The following is a 17,900-nucleotide window of genomic DNA, read 5'->3' on the forward strand; positions in this document are numbered from 1 at the left end:
GGCGCGAGCCGATATGGTTAAAGAACACTGAAATCCACACGTTGAAGAGTCTTTAAGTAAATTCACCGAACGTGCGTGCATGACGCGCGGAGTTCGTTTGTATCTCGTCGGCTCCATCGTCCTTGTTTCGTTAGCAGGTTGCGGACGCGGCGTCTTCCAGGCCGAACGTGAACCGTGGCGGGCCGAGGCCGAAGCCGCATGCCTGAAATCCGGCGCGGTGAAAGAGGGGCCGGATCTCGTCCGCATCGACCCGATCTCCGGGCCGGGCATGTGCGGCGCAGAGTTTCCGCTCAAGGTCGCCGCCCTCGGCGAAGGCTCGAGCAGCTACGGCTTTGCCGATGAGGAACTGCGTCCGCCCGGGAGCGTGGGCAGCCAGCCGCGCTGGCCGGTGACGCAGCCGCGATCGAATTACCCGCAGAGCCAGAACACTCCGGCATCGTCCTATCCGCAACGCTCGAACTATCCCGAGAGCGCGGTGCGTCAGCCGTCCGGCTATGGCGCTTCCCCTGGTCCAATGCCTCTGAATGCGCCCGGCGTGGCGCAGCAGGAAGACGAGATCGATTTGCCGCCCGAGGGCACCGATGCCGCGGGCGCGTCGCGCTACATGAATGCGCCGAGCTATCCGGCACGGCCGGCGCCCTACTCGCAGGCGCCCGCGCAGCAACCGCTGCCGCGCCTTGGTCCGGCACAGGGCAATCCCGTCACCGCCGTTGGCCCCGTTGCGATCAAGCCGGTTGCGACGCTGGCCTGTCCGATCGTGTCCGAGCTCGATCGTTGGCTCGCCGACACCGTGCAGCCCTCGGCGATGCGGTGGTTCGGCACCCGCGTCGCGGAGATCAAGCAGATCTCCGCTTATTCCTGCCGCGGCATGAACGGCAATTCGCACGCCCATATCTCCGAGCACGCCTTCGGCAACGCGCTCGACATCGCCGCCTTCGTGCTCGCCGACGGCCGCCGCGTCACCGTGAAGGATGGCTGGCGCGGCATGCCGGAAGAGCAGGGGTTCTTGCGCGACGTGCAGTCGGGCGCGTGTGTGCATTTCACCACGGTGCTGGCGCCGGGCTCGAACGTCTATCATTACGATCACATCCACGTCGATCTGATGCGCCGCGCCAGCCGCCGCCTGATCTGCCAGCCCGCTGCCGTCTCCGGCGAAGAGGTCGCCGCGCGGGCGGGCGGGCGCAATCCCTATGCGAATGCGCGTGATCCCTCCGTGACCGGCTCGCTGGGTACGCGCAAGAGCATGGCGCGAAAACACGAAGAGGACGAGTACGCCGACGATTGAGGCTTGCGCGTGATGCGTAGCCCAGGAGGAAAGGGGCCCGATCTCGCTCGGCCGTATCACGCCAGGCCAACTCGCGCGCATGATCGGCGCGACGCGCCTGTCCATCAGCCTGATCCTCAGCCGCCTCCAGGACGACGGCATCGTCTGGACTGGCCGACCAAGACGGCCGTCAACGATCTCGCCGCGTTGAGGAAGCAGGTGACCGACTAGAGCCCGCGCCGTAGAAAAATTTCAGGTCGACTTCGACGGTGCTGGGACCAGTCCCATGCACAGCTGTACCTCGGCGGGGACATTGTAGGTCCGCATGATGTGGCGGCTGTCGCGCAGGCCGGTTGCCTCACGCTGCACCACGAACATCCAGAGCGCGTGGCCGGCTTCCATCACCAGCTTTCGCCTGGCCGGCTGCATCGCGGCCGGCACTTCCGAGCTTGCGTGAGCGGCGTCGAACTCGCGCAAGCGCGCCAGCGCCCGTTCAAGCGTGCGGCCCATCCGTCCGAGTGCGGAGGCCTGTTCCTGAACGATCTCGTAATGGAGGATATCGACCGGCGGGCGAAGATCACGGGACATGAGCCCCAATATAGGACCGACGGAACGGCCTGCAACGCGTGCCGTTACTTCGCCCGGTACGCCGCCAGGAACATCCGCGTCGCGCTGTCGACGACTTCGCTCATGCGCTCTTCCGACGGTGCGGGCGCAGCCTGGAAGACGAAGGGCAGGAACAGCGAGGCCTTGCACAGTTCCATGAATTGCGACGCCGCCAGATCACAATCGTCGATCGCGAGATCGCCGCAGGCGACATGGGTGTTGAGATAGTCGGAGAGGCGGTTGATGGACTTGTCCAGCACCCGCGCATAATAGCGGCGGCCGAGATCGGGCATGCGCTCGGCGATCGCCATCACGGTGCGGATCGCGGATCCGCCGCCGGTCCGGCACAGCAGACGGTTGTAGGCCCGGCCGAAATCCTTCAGCGTGGTTTCAACATCGCGGACCGGATCGAAGTTGAACGCGACCTGACCGTGCTGGAGCGCCTCCTGCTCGAGGATGGCTTCGAACAGCGCGCATTTGTCCGCGAAGTAGACGTAAAGCGTGCCCTTCGAGACCTGCGCCGCGCGAGCGATCTCGCCCATGCTGGCACCGTCAAACCCGAGATCCATGAACACCTTGCGGGCCCCGTCCAGGATCTGGCGGCGTTTGGAGCTGTCCTCCTCCTGGATGACGTGCAGATGTTCGCGGTCGGCTACAACCATTGGTTCAGGGTCTCGGAAGGTTTTTGCATCGGTCCAGGATCATGAAACCGAAATAAAGGATTCGGGCCAGTAGGCTCTGCCCGGGAATATTATCTATATTGACCGAACCGTTCGGTCAATGATATTTGGGATAAGCGAGAGGGACCGGGCCGCACGCGGCTGTCCCTCATCGCGCTTTTTTGTTGGGGGAGGCCTCCATGGCCGTAGTGAGAGACCAGGCTGCGCGCGTCCTTCGCCCGGACGCCGTGGAGACGCCGACGCCCGCGGGTGGTGATGCTGCCACCGAGACGTCTGTAGCTCTCGCCGAGCAGTTGCGCTCTCATGTGGCCGAGGAAACCAAGCGCCGCCCCAGCGAGGCGCCGGAGCAGCCCGTGACCGACAAGCCGGCCGCAGCCCCAGACGCGCCTGCCGCCGCCGGCGCGCCGAAGTCCGGCAAGCGCAAATTCGTGATGATGGGAGTGGGGCTGGTGCTGGCGCTCGCGGCCGCGAGCTATGCCGGCTATTACACGCTGGTTGGCCGCTTCTACGTCGCGACCGACGACGCCTATGTCCGCGCCAACAACACCATGCTGGGCGCGCGCGTTGCCGGCCACGTCTCCTCGATCCTCGCCGGCGACAACACGACGGTGCGCGCCGGCGACATCGTCTTCCGCATCGACGACGGCGACTACAAGATCGCGGTCGACGCCGCCGCGACCAGGATCGCGACCCAGCAGGCCACCATCGATCGCATCGGCCGCCAGGTCGTGGCGCTCGACAGCCAGGTCGCGCAGGCCAAGGCGCAACTCGTCTCCGCCGAAGCCGGTCTCAAGCGCGCCGACCTCGATTACGAGCGCCAGCAGGCGCTGAGCAACAAGGGTTTTGCCTCGCGCGCCACCTTCGAGAGCTCCGAAGCCGGACGCGATCAGGGCGCCGCCGCCGTCAAGGCTGCGCAGGCCGCTTACGATGTCGCGCTCAGCAATGTCGACGTTGCCAAGGCGCAGCAGGCCGAAGCGCAGGCGCAGCTCGCCGAGCTCAAGACCACGCTGGCCAAGGCCGAGCGCGATCTCGCCTTCACCGCGGTGCGCGCGCCGGTCGACGGCACGTTCTCGAACCGCCTCGTCAGTGCCGGCGATTTCGTCGCGGTTGGCCAGCGGCTCGGCAACGTCGTGCCGCTCGACAACGTCTATATCGACGCCAATTTCAAGGAGACCCAGCTCAAGCGCATCCGCCCCGGCCAGCCGGTGACGATCAAGGTCGACGCCTACGGCATGCGCAAGTTCTCCGGCGTCGTCGACAGCATCGCGGCGGGCGCGGGCTCGGTGTTCACGCTGCTGCCGCCCGACAACGCCACCGGCAACTTCACCAAGATCGTGCAGCGCGTGCCGGTCCGCATCCGCGTGCCGAAGTCAGTCGCGAAGCAAAACCTGCTCCGCGCCGGCATGTCGGTCACTGCGACCGTCGATACCAACAAGGGCGCGGCCGACGCCGACAGCGAGGTCGATCTCGACGACGCCACCATGATCCATCCGCAGTAGCGCGCCTGCGCCGCGAGGTCAGACGATGGCGAACGCCACGACCGTTTCACCTGCCATGATGGCGGACCCCGCTTCGGAGCGCATCGCGCCGAAGCGGCTGTTCGCCTTCATCATCATGGCGTTCGGGATGTTCATGTCGATCCTGGACATCCAGATCGTCTCGGCGTCCCTGAGTGAAATCCAGGCCGGCCTGTCGGCAAGCTCCAGTGAAGTCTCCTGGGTCCAGACCGCCTATCTGATCGCCGAAGTGATCGCGATTCCGCTGTCGGGGTTTCTGTCGCGCGCGTTCGGCACGCGGCTGTTGTTCGCGATCTCGGCGGCCGGCTTTACCGTATCGAGCCTGCTCTGCGGCTTCGCCACCACCATCGAGGAGATGATCGTCTGGCGCGCGCTGCAAGGTTTTCTCGGCGCCGGCATGATCCCGACGGTGTTCGCTTCCGCCTACACCGTTTTCCCGCGCACCAAATTCCACATCGTCGGTCCCATCATCGGGCTCGTCGCAACGCTGGCTCCGACCATCGGGCCGACCGTCGGCGGCTACATCACCGACCTGATGTCCTGGAACTGGCTGTTCTTCATCAACATCGTGCCCGGCATCGGTATCACAATCGGCGTGCTGGCGCTGGTCGATTTCGACGAGCCGCATTTCGAATTGCTCGATCGTTTCGACTGGTGGGGGTTGCTGTTCATGGCCAGCTTCCTGGGCACGCTGGAATACGTGCTGGAGGAAGGCCCGCAATATGAATGGATGCAGGACCCCTCGGTCGCGATCTGCGCCTGGATCTGCGGCATCTCGGCGATCGCCTTCTTCTGGCGCGTCTTCACGGCGGCCGAGCCGATCGTCAATTTGCGCACCTTTTCCAATCGCAATTTCGCGATCGGCTGCGTCCTTCAGTTCTGCATCGGCATCGGCCTCTACGGCCTGACCTACATCTACCCACGTTATCTCGCCGAAGTGCGCGGCTATAGCGCGCTGATGATCGGCGATACCCTGTTCGTCTCGGGCATCACCATGTTCCTGGTTGCGCCGGTGGTCGGCCGCCTCATGGCGAAGTACGACATGCGCTACATGATCGCGTTCGGGCTCGTCGTATTCGCGCTCGGCTCCTACCAGATGACCTGGATCACGCGCGACTACGATTTCTACGAGCTGTTGATTCCGCAGATCCTGCGCGGCGTCGGCATGATGTTCGCTATGGTGCCGACCAACAACATCGCGCTCGGCACGCTCGCGCCCGACCGGGTGAAGAACGCCTCGGGGCTCTTCAACCTGATGCGCAATCTCGGCGGCGCCGTGGGCCTCGCCGTCATCAACACCGTGCTCAACGACCGCACCGACCTGCACATCTCGCGCCTGCAGGAGCGCGTGACCTGGGGCAACGCGACCGCGACCGAAACCCTGACCATGTTCATGCAGAAGTTCCAGGGGCTCGGCGATTCCACGCTGATGGCGATGAAGCAGCTGTCGCAGCTCTTGCATCGCCAGGCCGTGGTGATGGGCTTCGGCGATGCCTTCTTCATCCTGACGGTGTTCTATCTCGGCCTCACCCTGCTCGTCACGCTGTTGAAGAAGCCGGCCTCGCCGTTCGGCGCCAGCGGCGACGCGCACTAATTTGCAACACTCGTGCGTGATCTCGCGCGAGCCCCGTTGCAAATCACCAGTGACACATCTATAAAGCGCAACTCATTCCATCGAACTGGGAGGATTTGCATGATTTCGTCGCATTCGCAGATCGCACGCCCGCGCTCGATGATGTTCTGGCTCGGTATCTGCTCGGCCTCCTAGAGGCCTCTTCCGCCAGCTTCGATTGGGCTTCCAGTCCCGATCGCTCCGCTCCCCAAGTCCAAAGCCAACTTTAAGTGACGCCGTCTCGGCCCTCGCGGCCGGCCTGCGTCCATCAATGGAGCCGGCCCGCGCCAGAAGCGGCCGGATGACGCCATGACCGCTCTGTCAAAAAGGCCCGCGGCGATACGCGTGGTGCTGCCATTCGTGTTCCGGCACTGGCTGAAGCAGCCGGGGCGTACCCTCGTCGTGGCCGGCGGCTTGTTGGGCGCAACCGTCGCCGACCTGTTCATGCCGGTCTTCTCCGGACATCTGGTCGACGCCCTGACGCGCGGCCCATCAGATCTCGCCGCGCGTCACGCGGCGCTGATGGCCCTGGGCGGTATCGTGGCGCTGGGCGCTGCGTCCATGGTGCTGCGGCTGACCGGCCTTCAAGCCATCGTGCCGTTCTCGCTCAAGATCATGTCCGAGGTCGCGCAGGAAGCCTTCATGCGCGTGCAACGCTTCTCGACCGACTGGCACGCCAACTCCTTCGCGGGATCCACGGTGCGCAAGGTGACCCGCGGCATGTGGGCGCTCGACCTGTTGAACGACACCATCTTGATGGCGCTGGCGCCGTCGCTGCTGGTGCTGATCGGGTCGATGATCCTGCTCGGCGTGCACTGGGCCTCGCTTGGCGCGGTGATCGCGCTGGGCGCGCTGGCCTACGTCACGATGACGGTGCTGTTCTCGACGCGCTATATCGCGCCAGCCGCGCGCGTCTCCAATGCCTGGGACACCAAGGTCGGCGGCACGTTGGCGGACGCGCTAACCTGCAACGCGGTGGTGAAATCCTTCGGCGCGGAAGCGCGCGAGGATGCGCGGCTTGCCCGTGTCGTCAATCGTTGGCGCGTGCGCGTGCGGCGGACCTGGCTGCGCTACAACTACACCAATCTGGCGCAGCTCTCGGTGCTGCTGGCCCTGCGCGCCTCCGTGATCGGCGGCGCGGTGCTGCTGTGGATGTCGGGGCGGGCCTCGCCCGGCGACGTCACCTATGTGCTGACGAGCTACTACGTCATCCATGCCTATTTGCGCGACGTCGGAATGCACATCAACAACCTGCAGCGCTCGGTCAACGACATGGAGGAGCTGGTGGCGATCCACGACGAGCCGATCGGGATTGCGGATGCGCCGGACGCGCGGCCGATCGCGATCGAGCGCGGAGAGCTCCTCTTTGACGACGTCACGTTTCACTATGGCGGTCATCACGCGCCGCTCTATGACGGGTTGTCGGTCACGATCCGTGCCGGCGAGCGCGTCGGTCTCGTCGGCCGCTCCGGCTCCGGCAAGACCACCTTCGTCAAGCTGGTGCAGCGGCTCTACGACGTGACCGGCGGCCGCGTTCTGATCGATGCGCAAGACATCGCCAAGGCCACCCAGCACTCGCTGCGCAGCCAGATCGCGATCGTGCAGCAGGACCCGATCCTGTTTCACCGCTCGCTCGCCGAGAACATCGCCTATGGCCGGCCCGGCGCCAGCCTGGAGGCGATCGAGCAGGCGGCACGGCTGGCCAACGCGCACGACTTCATCCTGCGCCTGCCCAAGGGTTACGGGACGCTGGTCGGCGAGCGCGGCGTCAAGCTCTCCGGCGGCGAGCGGCAGCGCGTGGCGCTGGCGCGCGCCTTCCTGGCCGATGCGCCGGTGCTGATTCTGGACGAAGCGACCTCGAGCCTCGATTCGGAATCCGAGGCGCTGATCCAGCAGGCGATGGAGCGGCTGATGCGAGGCCGTACCTCGATCGTGATCGCGCATCGGCTGTCGACGGTGAAGAGCCTCGATCGCATCCTGGTGTTCGACCGCGGCGAGATCGTCGAGCAAGGCACGCATGCCAGGCTCGCGGCCAAGCCCGGCGGCATCTATCGCGGCCTGTTCGAGCGCCAGGTGGTGGAGCTCGGACATATCGCAGCAGCGGAGTGAGTGGCGCGCGGCTGGCGGGACGAAAGTCCCGCCGTCGCGCCGCCAGAGGATGAATGACATGAAAGACCTGACACGCGGCTCCATCGTGGGCCACATCCTGAGCATGGCGCCACCGATCGTGGTCGGCATGATCACGATCATGATCTGCCAGCTCGTCGACCTGTATTTCGTGTCGGGACTGGGCGATGCGGCAATCGCGGGTGTCGCCGCGGCCGGCAATGCCGGCTTTCTCGTCAATGCGCTGATGCAGGTGCTTGGCGTCGGCACCGTGGCGCTGATGGCGCACGCGGTGGGGCGCAAGGATCGCGGCGACGCCAACCTCGTCTTCAACCAGTCGGTCCTCCTGTCGGTGCTGTTCGGGCTCCTGACCTTGGGCGCGGGCTTCGCATTGTCGCGTCCATATATGCGCGCGGTCGCGGCCGATGAGGCCACGGTCGAAGCCGGCGCGATTTATCTGCTCTGGTTCATGCCGGCTTTGGCGCTGCAGTTTGCGTCGCAGGTCATGGCGTCTGCGTTGCGGGCCACGGGAATCGTGCGGCCGAGCATGCTGGTTCAAGCGCTTGCAGTGGCCATCAACATCGCGCTGGCGCCGGTCCTGATCTCGGGTTGGGGCACCGGGCACGCGCTCGGTGTTGCCGGAGCGGGCCTCGCAAGCTCGATTGCCGTCTTCATCGGTGTGCTCATGCTGCTGGTGTATTTCCTGAAACTGGAACGCTATGTCGCCTTTAATCCCGCGCAATGGCGGCCGCAGCTTCGACAGTGGAAGAGGATCCTCAATGTCGGCCTGCCTGCAGGCGGCGAGTTCGCGATGGTCTTCATCATCATGGCCGTGGGCTATTACGTGCTGAGCGTTTTCGGCTCGGCGGCACAGGCCGGATTTGGCATCGGGACGCGTCTCCTCGGCCTGATGCAGATGCCGGCGCTCGCCATCGCTCTTGCGGCGGGGCCGATCGCCGGGCAGAATTTCGGTGCCGGCAATGGAGCGCGCGTGAGGGAGACCTTTGTCAAGGCGGCGCTTGTCGCGACCGCCGTGATGATTGTTTTCTTGATCCCGGCGCAGCTCGTGCCTGGTCTGTTGCTTACCGGCTTCTCGAAGGATCAGGAGACGATGGCGGTTGCGTCGCTTTTTCTGCGCATCGTCTCGCTCAACATGGTGGCGCAGGGGCTGATCTTCACCTGCTCCAGCATGTTTCAGGGGCTCGGCAATACCAAGCCGGTGTTGTTGACCTCGGCAACGCGGGTCCTCACCTATTCCCTGCCGTCGATCTGGCTCTCGACGTGGCCGGGCTTCCGGATGGAGCATGTCTGGTACCTGTCGATCGCGACGACCACGCTGCAGGCTGCCCTGAGCGTGTGGCTGTTGCGCCGCGAGTTCGGAAAGCGCCTTGTGGTGCTCCGGCACGAGGAGCCCCCCGAGCAGGCTGCACCCGAGCCTGTGGCGACTCCTGTACGCGCGCCCGCGTAGCGATCGCTTATCTGCGTGCTTGGCGTCGGGGTTGCCGGCGGCGTGGCGCTCACCGTGAAGAAAATACGGAGTTAGTGCGTGCCAAGACTGTTCCAGACGAGGCCGAGGCCCGACAGGAACAACAGACCGAGCACGACATCGCCGAAATGCTTGTCGCTCAGCGCGTGATAGACGCGCGCGCCGGCCCATGCGCCGATCAGCGTGCCCGGAAAGGCGACCACCGCGAGCCAGACCACCTTGAACGCGACGAGGCCCGAGGCCGTCTGCAACACCAAAGCGGTGGCGAGCACGGTGAAATTGAAGAGCTGGAAGATGCCGCGCCGCTCGTGCTTGTTCCAGCCGCGGATGTTGGCCCACAGGATCGGAAGCGGCCCCGATAATCCGGCGAGACCGCCAAGAATGCCGCCGGCAAACCCGATCGCGCCGTCGGCGATGCGACCGCCGAAGGTGATGGCGAGCGGCTTCTTGTTGAGGTACAGCGCGGTCGAGAAGATCAGCAGCAGCACGCCGACGCTCAGCTTGAACACTTTTGGATCGGCGGAGGCGACCAGCATGGTGCCCAGCGGCACGCCGATCAGTCCTCCAATCAGGAACGGCCAGACCAGCGAGAGATCAAAACTCTTCCACATCGACGGCAGCGTCGAGCTCTGCGCGATCACCGAGCAGATCAGCACCAGGGGCACCGCGAGCGAGGGCGGCAGCACGTAGAGCCAGATGCCGAGTGCCATCAGCGCGGTGCCGAATCCGGCGAGGCCCGAGACGAAGCCCCCGGCCAGTGCGCCGAGCAGCAGCAGCGCGTAGGTGAGTATTTCCAACAGATTGTCCCTGTCGCCTGGGCGATCCCGAATTGTTGATCCCCATCGCTCGCATAGCACAGCTGCGGCCGTGCAGGTCAATTTCAAAACCGCACGCAAGCGTGATCCCCAGCGGCGGGCGTTCGCGAAAGACAGGTCTAGATGATGCTCGTACTTCCACCTGGGGGCCCGCTCGACGCCATCATGCGGTCCGATCGGCCAGCATCCCGGCTGAGCATATGGAGAAGGACGATGATCCGCACGAAGATTGCCGTCGCGGCCGCGCTGGTGTCGGCGGCGGCCTTGATGCCGACGATGGCGCAGGCGCAGTTTTCCGAGCCCGCGGCCTATCAGGCTGCCCATCCCGACCGCGACGTTCTGAATGGCGGCCAGCTCACACCCGCCGCGCGCGGGGCCCGCGGCGAGTCCGTCGCGCCGAGCGAAGCCTATGCGGCCTATCCGTCCCCCGTCGCACCAGTCGTTCGCTCGCGGCATCGCCGTCAGCATCGATAAGTATTGCTAGACGATCTGTCTGGTGTCGGCGGGGCTGTGCAGCGCGCTCACGAGGATGCGTAGCGCTTCCGTCAATTCCGCCCTGTTGCGCGCCGCGCCAAGCGAGACGCGTGCCGCGTGTGGCGGCGTTCCGTCGACGGTGAAGGCCTCGCCGGCGACGACGGCTAGTCCATTCCGCAGGAGATGCGCCGCGACGTCGGCGCGGCCCTCAGGCAGCCGTAGCCACAGATGGTGAGCGGCGGGTTTGGCCTGGAACTCGAATCCTTTGAGCGCCCGTTGCGCGAGCTGCTGGCGGCCGACCGCCTCGCTCCTGATGGCGGTGATGATGCGGTCGGCGATCCCGGTCTCGATCCAATGCGTCACCAGCGCGACCATCAGCGGTGCCGGCATCTGCACCGTCGCCTGCAAAGAGTTGCGCATCTCCCGCTGCGAGCTGCTGTCGGGCGTCACCAGATAGGCGACCCGTAGCGCGGGCGCGATGCATTTCGACAGCGTGGTCGCGAGATATGTCCGTTCCGGAATGAGATTGGCGATCGGCGATGCCGAGCGATCGAGCAGCCCGTAGGCGTCATCCTCGATCAGAATCGTATCGGCATCGTTGATGATTTTTGCGATGGCGCCGCGGCGCTCGGGAAGAAGCGTCGCGGTGGTCGGATTGTGCAGCGTCGGAATGAGATAGACCGCTTTCGGTCTATGCGTGCGGCAAGCTTCCGCCAGCGCGTCGGGCAGGATGCCGCCGTCATCCATGGCGACGCCGACGAGCTTGACTCCGAGCCGCGCCGCGGCGGCCTTGATGCCGGGGAAGGTGAGGGCCTCCGTCAGCACCACGTCGCCGGGCCGGGCGAGATGGGCGAGCAGGTTGAACAGAATCGTCTGCGCGCCGGGAAAGATCACGAGCCTGTCGGCATGCGCATGCGGCACGCGTGCCCGCATCCACCGCGCCGCGACCTCGCGCTCATGTGCGCTGCCGCCGGGCGGCTGGTAGTTGAGATGCGCCGTCAGACCCGATTGCGCGCGGATGGCGTCCATCCCGGCGATGATGCGCTCGTCGAGCTGCGCTTCGAGAGGCTGCGGCGGCACGTTCATCGAGAGGTCAATCGCGACGGGATGCGGCAGGTCGACCGCGCGGCGCGCGCTGGTCTCCGACACGAACGAGCCCTGGCCGACCCGGGCCTCCATGATGCCGCGGCGCCGCGCCTCGGTGTAGGCGCGCGTCACCGTGGTGAGGTCGACGCCGAGCGCCTTTGCCAGCGCCCGCTGCGTCGGCAATTGTTGGCCGCGCACCAGCCGGCCGGCGGCGATGTCGGCCTCCATGGCCTCGACGATGCGCTGATAGCGCGGCCCGCTCAGCTCCGAGATTGTAGGGGTCCAATCCATGCAATTAAGGCCTATATCCTTTGAATGTATGGATACAAGATATTATTGTATGGATCGTAGAAAAGGAAGAGGTGGGGTCATGGCGACCGGTTCAGTCTCTCTGGCAAAAGCGATGTGGCGCGGATTTCGCGGCAAGTGCCCGAACTGCGGCGAAGGCCATGCGTTCGGCCGTTTCCTGAAGGTGGCGGATACCTGTGACCATTGCGGCGAGGAGCTGTTCCACCAGCGCGCCGACGATTTTCCGGCTTATCTCGTGATGGTCGTCGTCGGCCATCTCGTGGTCCCGGCAATCCTCGCGGTGGAGACCGCCTATGCCCCAGCAGTTTGGCTGCAACTGGCGGTGTGGCTGCCGGTGACCTTGTTCGCTTCGCTCGCGCTGTTGCAGCCGACCAAGGGTGCCATCGTCGGGCTGCAATGGCAGATCGGCATGCACGGTTTTGAGACGGGCAAGCTGCGGCGCGAAGCTGGTCGGCCTGCACCCGCCCTCGTGAAGGTGACCACTCGCGCGGCTTAAGAAGCCATAGCGTTTACATCGCGCGCTCGCCCGCTACACTCCATCGTACAAACAAGAACGATGGAAACGGCGATGGCCGCACGCTCAAAAACCTTCCTGCTCTGTCACGGCGCGTGGTCTGGCGGGTGGGCCTGGAAGAAGATGCATCCGCTGATGGCGCAGGCCGGCCACCGCCTGATTGCGCCGACCTATACCGGGCTCGGCGAGCGCGCGCATCTGGCCAGTGCCGCGATCGATCTCGACACGCATATCCAGGACATTCTCAACGTCATCAGGTTCGAGGATCTCAGCGACATCGTGCTGCTCGGCCACAGCTATGGCGGCATGGTCGCCACCGGCGTCGCCGATCGCGCGCGCGAGCGGGTGACGCAATTGATCTACCTCGACGCCTTCGTGCCGCGTGACGGCCAGTCGCTGTTCGATCTCCATGAGGGCGGGCGCGAGCCGATGCGCAAGGCGGCAAGCTCAGGCGACGGCTACCGCATCCCGCCGAACCCGCCGCCGCCGGACACGCCGCAGGCCGATCTCGACTGGCTCAACGCCCGCCGGATCAACATGCCGATCAAATGTTTCGAGACAAAGCTGAAGCTCGAAGGTAGCGAGCCGGCGATGCCGCGCAGCTACATCTATTGCACGCGCATTCCGCCGGGCGACGTGTTCGGGCAATTCGCGAGGCGCACGAGGAGCGAGGACGGCTGGCGTTTTGTCGAGCTCGACGCCAGCCACGCGCCGAACGTGACAGCGCCGGACGCGCTGATGGGCGTATTGCAAGAGATCGTCGGATAGTGAGCGCCCAAATGGTGAGGGGCTCGATGCGGTCAGCATCGAACCCCTCGTTGCAAGATATCAGCCGGCCTGTAAGCCGGGTTCTGTAAGGCACCGTCCGCTTGCGCGAACGATACGTGACGGCCATTCCTCTGGGACCATGTTTGCACATGGCCTCGAGCAACCTACCCGGACGGCGGGCCTGACATCGCCCCGCGGCGTTATCGCTTTCGCGAACAGCCCGCTACGCCGTCCCTATTCGGTTTTGCTCCCGGTGGGGTTTACCATGCCGGCTCCGTTGCCGCAGCCGCGGTGCGCTCTTACCGCACCTTTTCACCCTTACCTGCCTACGCAGCTTGCGCTGCGAAGGCGGGCGGTTCGTTCTCTGTGGCACTTTCCCTGGGGTCGCCCCCGCCGGACGTTATCCGGCACCGTATGTCAAGGGAGCCCGGACTTTCCTCCCCGGCGGCCTTTCGGCACCTGCCGGAGCGGCCGTCCGGCCGACTGACGGGGCAGGCATGGGGCATTTATGACGGTTCCGTCAAGCTGATATCGCCGCGCATGCGGCCTGCAAATAATTTATCCTGAAGATGTCGTTTGGTGTGTGTCCCGTTCGACTGGATGTCGGCGATCCCGCCGAACAACAGGAGTTAAGCGATGCAATATTTGCTGATGATCTACCAGAACGAAGCCGAGTACGCGAATATGCGTCCGGCGGCCGGCCAGCAGATGACGGCGGAATATCAGACCTTCACGCAAGGCATCATTCAGAGCGGCAATTTCAAGGCGGGCGACCGTTTGCAGCCGACCACGACTGCGACGACGGTCCGCGTGCGCGACGGCAAGACTCTGACGACCGACGGCCCGTTTGCCGAAACGCGCGAGCAGCTCGGCGGCTATTACCTCGTGGAGGCCAAGGATCTCGATACCGCGATCGAGATTGCATCGCGGATTCCGTCGGCGCGTATCGGTTCGATCGAGGTGCGGCCGATCTGGGTCTACGACAAGTGACGGCGCAGCCGCGCATCGGCGCATGACACTGTCCGAGATCGACAAGATTTTCCGCGACGAGGCGGGGCGGGCGCTGGCCACGCTGATCCGCCTCGTCGGCGATTTCGATCTTGCCGAGGACGCGCTCCAGGACGCCTTTGCGGTGGCACTGGAGCGCTGGCCGGCGTGCGAGGTCCCCGACAATGCGCGTGCCTGGCTGGTCAATGTCGCCAGGCACAAGGCGATCGACCGTATCAGGCGCCAGGCCGTCTTCCGCGGCAAGGAGCAGGCGCTCGTGCACGAGCTCGAGCTGAACGCGCAAGCGCCCGCCGAGCCGCCGGCGACGCTCGACGACGATATGCTGCGGCTGATCTTCACCTGCTGCCATCCTGCATTTGCGCCCGAAGTCCAGGTCGCGCTGACGCTGCGCACCGTCTGCGGGCTCTCCACGGCGCAGGTCGCGCGCGCCTTTCTCGTCAGCGAGGAGGCGATGGGGCAGCGTCTGGTCCGCGCCAAGCAGAAGATCAGGCTCGCCGGCATTCCCTATGAGGTCCCCGAGCGCGACACGCTGGTGCCGCGGCTCGACGGTGTGCTTGCCGTGATCTATCTGGTCTTCACCGAAGGCTATGTGGCGACGTCGGGTGCGGATTTGATGCGGCCCGATCTTGCGGCCGAGGCGATCCGGCTTGGCCGCTTGCTCGACCGGCTGTTACCCGATCGCGCCGGGATCAAGGGCCTGCTGGCGCTAATGCTGCTGCACGATGCGCGCCGCGCAGGGCGCCAGACCCCCGCCGGCGACATCGTGCTGCTGGAAGAGCAGGATCGTTCGCGGTGGGACCATGCACAGATCGAGGAGGGTCTGCGCCTGGTCGACGACGCGCTGCGCGTGCCCGGCCGGCCGCAGCCCTACGCAGTACAAGCCGCGATCGCCGCGCTGCATGCGCGTGCGCCGAGCTATGAGCAGACAGACTGGCCGCAGATTGCCGGGCTCTACGAGGTCCTGCTGCGGATCAACCCATCTCCGGTGATCGAGCTTAACCACGCGGCGGCGGTGTCGATGGTCGATGGGCCCGCGCGCGCACTCGATCTCGTGGATGCGACCGCCGCACGCGGCGGGCTTCATGGCTACGAGCTGCTGCCAGCGGTGCGGGCGGATCTATTGCGGCGGCTCGGCCGCAATGAGGAGGCGCGCGAGGCCTATCGCGCGGCGACGGAAGCGACGCAGCTCGAGCCGCTGCGACGACTTTATGCGCGAAGGATGCGGGAGATGGAGTAGTCGCCACATACTCCGTCATTGCGAGGAGCGCTTGCGACGAAGCAATCCAGACTGCTTCCGCGGAGGCAGTCTGGATTGCTTCGCTTCGCTCGCAATGACGGGGTGCGTGGCAGTCGCCGTCACTTCGACGCGACCGTCGTTCCCTCCGCCGGCAAGCTTCCCAACAGTGCCTGCAAGGTCGACAGCGTCGAGTGATCCGCGACCCCATCCAGTCGCGCCGGGCGGAAATGGCGCTGGAACGCGGTGACGACTTCCATGGTCGCGCCGTCGTATTTGCCGGTGAGGGGAACGCCGTAGCCGTATCTGGCGAGCGCCTGCTGCAGGCTCAGCACCTCGTCGCTGATGGTGCCGAGCATCAGGCTCTCGCCGCGTACGACCGGCGCGGGCGTGACCCAGTGGCCGACCCCGGAATTGGCCAGCGAATGCCACGGAAATTTTTCGCCGGGATCTTTCTTGCGCGCAGGCGCCACGTCGGAATGGCCGAGAACCCGGTGCGCGGGCACCTTGCGGCGGAGCATGATGCCGCGGCACAGCGCGATCACGGCGGCGATCTGGCGCAGCGGAAACTCCGGATAGCCCCAATCGTGGCCGCGATTGACGATCTCGATCCCGATCGAGCAGGAATTGATGTCGTCCTCGCCGGACCAGGACGAGACGCCGGCATGCCAGGCACGCCTGGCCTCCGGCACGCATTGCACGATGCGGCCGTCCTCCAGCACGACATAATGTGCCGACACCTCGGTGCCAGCCGAGCAGAGCCGCGCCAGCGCACCTTCGACGTCGGGCATGCCGGTGTAATGCAGCACGATCATGTCGGGCTGCCGGCCCTTGTTGCGGTCGCCGTGGTTCGGTGAGGGGATGATGTCGGAGACGATCGAGGAATCCGGCTCGAACGTCCGCATGTTCGCGGCGGCCTTGGGAACCGGGAGAACGCGTTGACGCTTCGAATCAGATCCAGACGGCGTGGACGAACCGGACGACATAAACAGCTCGAGACAGACAGAGAGTGGGCCAAGCCCTTCTCTTTACTATTCCTTTACCCTCCACCGTGCGCAACCGCGCGACGAGGTTAACGGATGCATTTTGGCGCATGTGTGTGGATGAAGCATCACCGCCGCGTCAGCTTTTCGACTTGTCGCGAGCCGATCAACGCTTTCTTAACGCTAAGGGCCGTTACTGAGAGATGAAGAGCCGACCCGCGTCCGGAGGCGGCCAAAGCGTATTTTGGCTCGAAATCCCATGGCTGCCCGACAAATTCCAAAGGGAATACTGGGTTGGTGGCCCGGGACGATCGGGCACGGTAACCATGCTGGACGGGGATTGGGTCGTGGAACCGCCGCGACGCGGAATTATTCGAGGCGTTATGAGCTTGTTCGTCCCCGATCTCACTTGGGAGTCCGGCGGGGCGATCGGCAGGCTTGGCGCATGAGCTCGGCTCCGCACATCCCCGTTCTTGGCCGTGAGGCCATCGACCACCTCGCCCCACGCGAGGGCGGCCTTTACATCGACGCGACCTTTGGCGCGGGCGGCTACAGCCGCGCGATCCTCGACATGCCGGGAACCCGGGTGATTGCCATTGATCGCGACCGTACTGCGATCGCAGGCGGCGCCGAGCTGGTCGAACGCTCGGCGGGCCGGCTGACGCTGGTTGAAGATCGCTTCTCCAACCTCGCCGAAATCTGCGCGGCTCAAGGCGTCGATGGCATCGACGGCGTCGTGATGGACGTCGGGGTGTCCTCGATGCAGCTCGACCAGGCCGGCCGCGGCTTCTCGTTCCGCCTCGATGGTCCGCTCGACATGCGGATGGGGCAGGCGGGCCCGACTGCGGCCGATGTCGTCGCGCGCGCCTCGGAAGGCGATCTCGCCGACATCATCTATCTCCTCGGCGAAGAGCGGCAGTCGCGCCGGATCGCCCGCGCCGTCGTCGCCGACCGGCAGGAGACGCCGTTCACGACCACACGCGCGCTCGCCGATCTCGTCGGCAGGGTGGTTCGTTCCAAGCCCGGCGATATTCACCCGGCGACGCGGACGTTCCAGGCCCTGCGCATCTTCGTCAATGAAGAACTCGAGGAACTCCAGAACGCGCTCATCGCTGCCGAGCGTGTGCTCAAGCCCGGTGGTCGACTCGTGGTCGTCTCGTTCCATTCGCTGGAAGACCGCATCGTCAAGAATTTCTTCGCCGAGCGCAGCAAGACGGGTGGCGGTTCACGCCATCTTCCGGAAGTGTCGCAGGCGGTGCCGAGCTTCCAGCTCCTGACGCGGCGGCCGGTGATCGCGGGCGAGGACGAAGTCGCGCATAACCCGCGGGCGCGGTCGGCAAAGCTGCGCGCCGCCGAGCGCACCTCGGCGCCTGCGCAGGACGATCGCGAGCAATCGTCCTGGCCAAAACTCTCCGACGTCATGAGAGGTGGCTAGCGC

The 17,900-nt window shown here is 65.3% G+C and carries 17 protein-coding genes and 1 other RNA gene; 12 read left to right on the forward strand and 6 right to left on the reverse strand.

The annotated features are described in order from the left end of the window. Positions 1 to 79 precede the first annotated feature (79 nt). The gene (locus tag BRA1253DRAFT_RS30620; RefSeq protein WP_007600822.1) at positions 80 to 1,285 is read left to right on the forward strand and encodes an extensin family protein; all 1,206 of its coding nucleotides are present in this window, start codon (positions 80 to 82) and stop codon (positions 1,283 to 1,285) included. A gap of 79 nt (positions 1,286 to 1,364) precedes the next feature. Next, on the forward strand, positions 1,365 to 1,475 hold the full coding sequence (locus BRA1253DRAFT_RS45550) for a hypothetical protein (protein ID WP_245285996.1): 111 nt from the start codon (positions 1,365 to 1,367) through the stop codon (positions 1,473 to 1,475). Between the two features lie 41 nt (positions 1,476 to 1,516). Here BRA1253DRAFT_RS45550 and BRA1253DRAFT_RS30625 read toward each other — a convergent pair whose 3' ends face one another. Next, the gene (locus BRA1253DRAFT_RS30625; RefSeq protein ID WP_007600823.1) at positions 1,517 to 1,852 is read right to left on the reverse strand and encodes a DUF6665 family protein; all 336 of its coding nucleotides are present in this window, start codon (positions 1,850 to 1,852) and stop codon (positions 1,517 to 1,519) included. A 44-nt stretch (positions 1,853 to 1,896) separates the two neighbouring features. After that, positions 1,897 to 2,532 carry a TetR/AcrR family transcriptional regulator gene (locus BRA1253DRAFT_RS30630; RefSeq protein WP_007600824.1) on the reverse strand — a complete coding sequence of 212 codons (636 nt, stop codon included), beginning with the start codon at positions 2,530 to 2,532 and terminating at the stop codon, positions 1,897 to 1,899. Between the two features lie 197 nt (positions 2,533 to 2,729). Here BRA1253DRAFT_RS30630 and BRA1253DRAFT_RS30635 point away from each other — a divergent pair, with 197 nt between their 5' ends. The 4 genes from BRA1253DRAFT_RS30635 to BRA1253DRAFT_RS30650 all read left to right on the forward strand — a co-directional run bounded on the left by BRA1253DRAFT_RS30635 (position 2,730) and on the right by BRA1253DRAFT_RS30650 (position 9,253). Beyond that, positions 2,730 to 4,049, forward strand: coding sequence for an HlyD family secretion protein (locus tag BRA1253DRAFT_RS30635; RefSeq protein ID WP_007600826.1), 1,320 nt, complete (start codon positions 2,730 to 2,732; stop codon positions 4,047 to 4,049). A 25-nt stretch (positions 4,050 to 4,074) separates the two neighbouring features. Next, on the forward strand, positions 4,075 to 5,661 hold the full coding sequence (locus BRA1253DRAFT_RS30640) for a DHA2 family efflux MFS transporter permease subunit (protein ID WP_007600827.1): 1,587 nt from the start codon (positions 4,075 to 4,077) through the stop codon (positions 5,659 to 5,661). A 327-nt stretch (positions 5,662 to 5,988) separates the two neighbouring features. Beyond that, positions 5,989 to 7,788, forward strand: coding sequence for an ABC transporter ATP-binding protein (locus BRA1253DRAFT_RS30645; protein WP_007600828.1), 1,800 nt, complete (start codon positions 5,989 to 5,991; stop codon positions 7,786 to 7,788). 58 nt (positions 7,789 to 7,846) lie between these two features. Further along, positions 7,847 to 9,253, forward strand: a complete 1,407-nt coding sequence (locus BRA1253DRAFT_RS30650; RefSeq protein ID WP_007600829.1) for an MATE family efflux transporter — start codon at positions 7,847 to 7,849, stop codon at positions 9,251 to 9,253. Between the two features lie 71 nt (positions 9,254 to 9,324). On the opposite strand, the gene BRA1253DRAFT_RS30655 is transcribed toward BRA1253DRAFT_RS30650, so the two are convergent. Beyond that, entirely contained in the window at positions 9,325 to 10,068 is a 744-nt protein-coding gene (locus BRA1253DRAFT_RS30655; protein WP_007600830.1) for a sulfite exporter TauE/SafE family protein, read from the reverse strand. A gap of 231 nt (positions 10,069 to 10,299) precedes the next feature. Here BRA1253DRAFT_RS30655 and BRA1253DRAFT_RS30660 point away from each other — a divergent pair, with 231 nt between their 5' ends. Further along, positions 10,300 to 10,560: a hypothetical protein gene (locus BRA1253DRAFT_RS30660; protein ID WP_007600831.1), complete on the forward strand. Its 261-nt coding sequence runs from the start codon at positions 10,300 to 10,302 to the stop codon at positions 10,558 to 10,560. Positions 10,561 to 10,566: 6 nt separating this feature from the next. On the opposite strand, the gene BRA1253DRAFT_RS30665 is transcribed toward BRA1253DRAFT_RS30660, so the two are convergent. Continuing rightward, positions 10,567 to 11,937 (reverse strand): PLP-dependent aminotransferase family protein, encoded by a 1,371-nt coding sequence (locus BRA1253DRAFT_RS30665; RefSeq protein ID WP_007600832.1) that lies wholly within the window; start codon positions 11,935 to 11,937, stop codon positions 10,567 to 10,569. Positions 11,938 to 11,986: 49 nt separating this feature from the next. Here BRA1253DRAFT_RS30665 and BRA1253DRAFT_RS30670 point away from each other — a divergent pair, with 49 nt between their 5' ends. Next, positions 11,987 to 12,451, forward strand: a complete 465-nt coding sequence (locus BRA1253DRAFT_RS30670) for a DUF983 domain-containing protein (RefSeq protein ID WP_083869967.1) — start codon at positions 11,987 to 11,989, stop codon at positions 12,449 to 12,451. A 72-nt stretch (positions 12,452 to 12,523) separates the two neighbouring features. After that, positions 12,524 to 13,237: an alpha/beta fold hydrolase gene (locus BRA1253DRAFT_RS30675; RefSeq protein WP_007600834.1), complete on the forward strand. Its 714-nt coding sequence runs from the start codon at positions 12,524 to 12,526 to the stop codon at positions 13,235 to 13,237. A gap of 56 nt (positions 13,238 to 13,293) precedes the next feature. Here BRA1253DRAFT_RS30675 and rnpB read toward each other — a convergent pair. Further along, an RNA gene (rnpB, locus tag BRA1253DRAFT_RS40715) (RNase P RNA component class A) lies at positions 13,294 to 13,724 on the reverse strand. A 149-nt stretch (positions 13,725 to 13,873) separates the two neighbouring features. On the opposite strand from rnpB, the gene BRA1253DRAFT_RS30680 reads away from it, so the two are divergent. Next, on the forward strand, positions 13,874 to 14,227 hold the full coding sequence (locus BRA1253DRAFT_RS30680) for a YciI family protein (RefSeq protein ID WP_007600836.1): 354 nt from the start codon (positions 13,874 to 13,876) through the stop codon (positions 14,225 to 14,227). A 22-nt stretch (positions 14,228 to 14,249) separates the two neighbouring features. Further along, positions 14,250 to 15,482 (forward strand): RNA polymerase sigma factor, encoded by a 1,233-nt coding sequence (locus tag BRA1253DRAFT_RS30685; RefSeq protein ID WP_007600838.1) that lies wholly within the window; start codon positions 14,250 to 14,252, stop codon positions 15,480 to 15,482. 119 nt (positions 15,483 to 15,601) lie between these two features. Here BRA1253DRAFT_RS30685 and BRA1253DRAFT_RS30690 read toward each other — a convergent pair whose 3' ends face one another. Further along, entirely contained in the window at positions 15,602 to 16,384 is a 783-nt protein-coding gene (locus BRA1253DRAFT_RS30690; protein WP_007600840.1) for an N-acetylmuramoyl-L-alanine amidase, read from the reverse strand. Between the two features lie 523 nt (positions 16,385 to 16,907). On the opposite strand from BRA1253DRAFT_RS30690, the gene rsmH reads away from it, so the two are divergent. After that, the gene (gene rsmH / locus BRA1253DRAFT_RS30695; protein WP_007600841.1) at positions 16,908 to 17,897 is read left to right on the forward strand and encodes a 16S rRNA (cytosine(1402)-N(4))-methyltransferase RsmH; all 990 of its coding nucleotides are present in this window, start codon (positions 16,908 to 16,910) and stop codon (positions 17,895 to 17,897) included. The last annotated feature ends 3 nt before the right edge of the window (positions 17,898 to 17,900 follow it).

The sequence above is a fragment of the Bradyrhizobium sp. WSM1253 genome, assembly GCF_000244935.1.
Lineage (GTDB): Bacteria > Pseudomonadota > Alphaproteobacteria > Rhizobiales > Xanthobacteraceae > Bradyrhizobium > Bradyrhizobium canariense.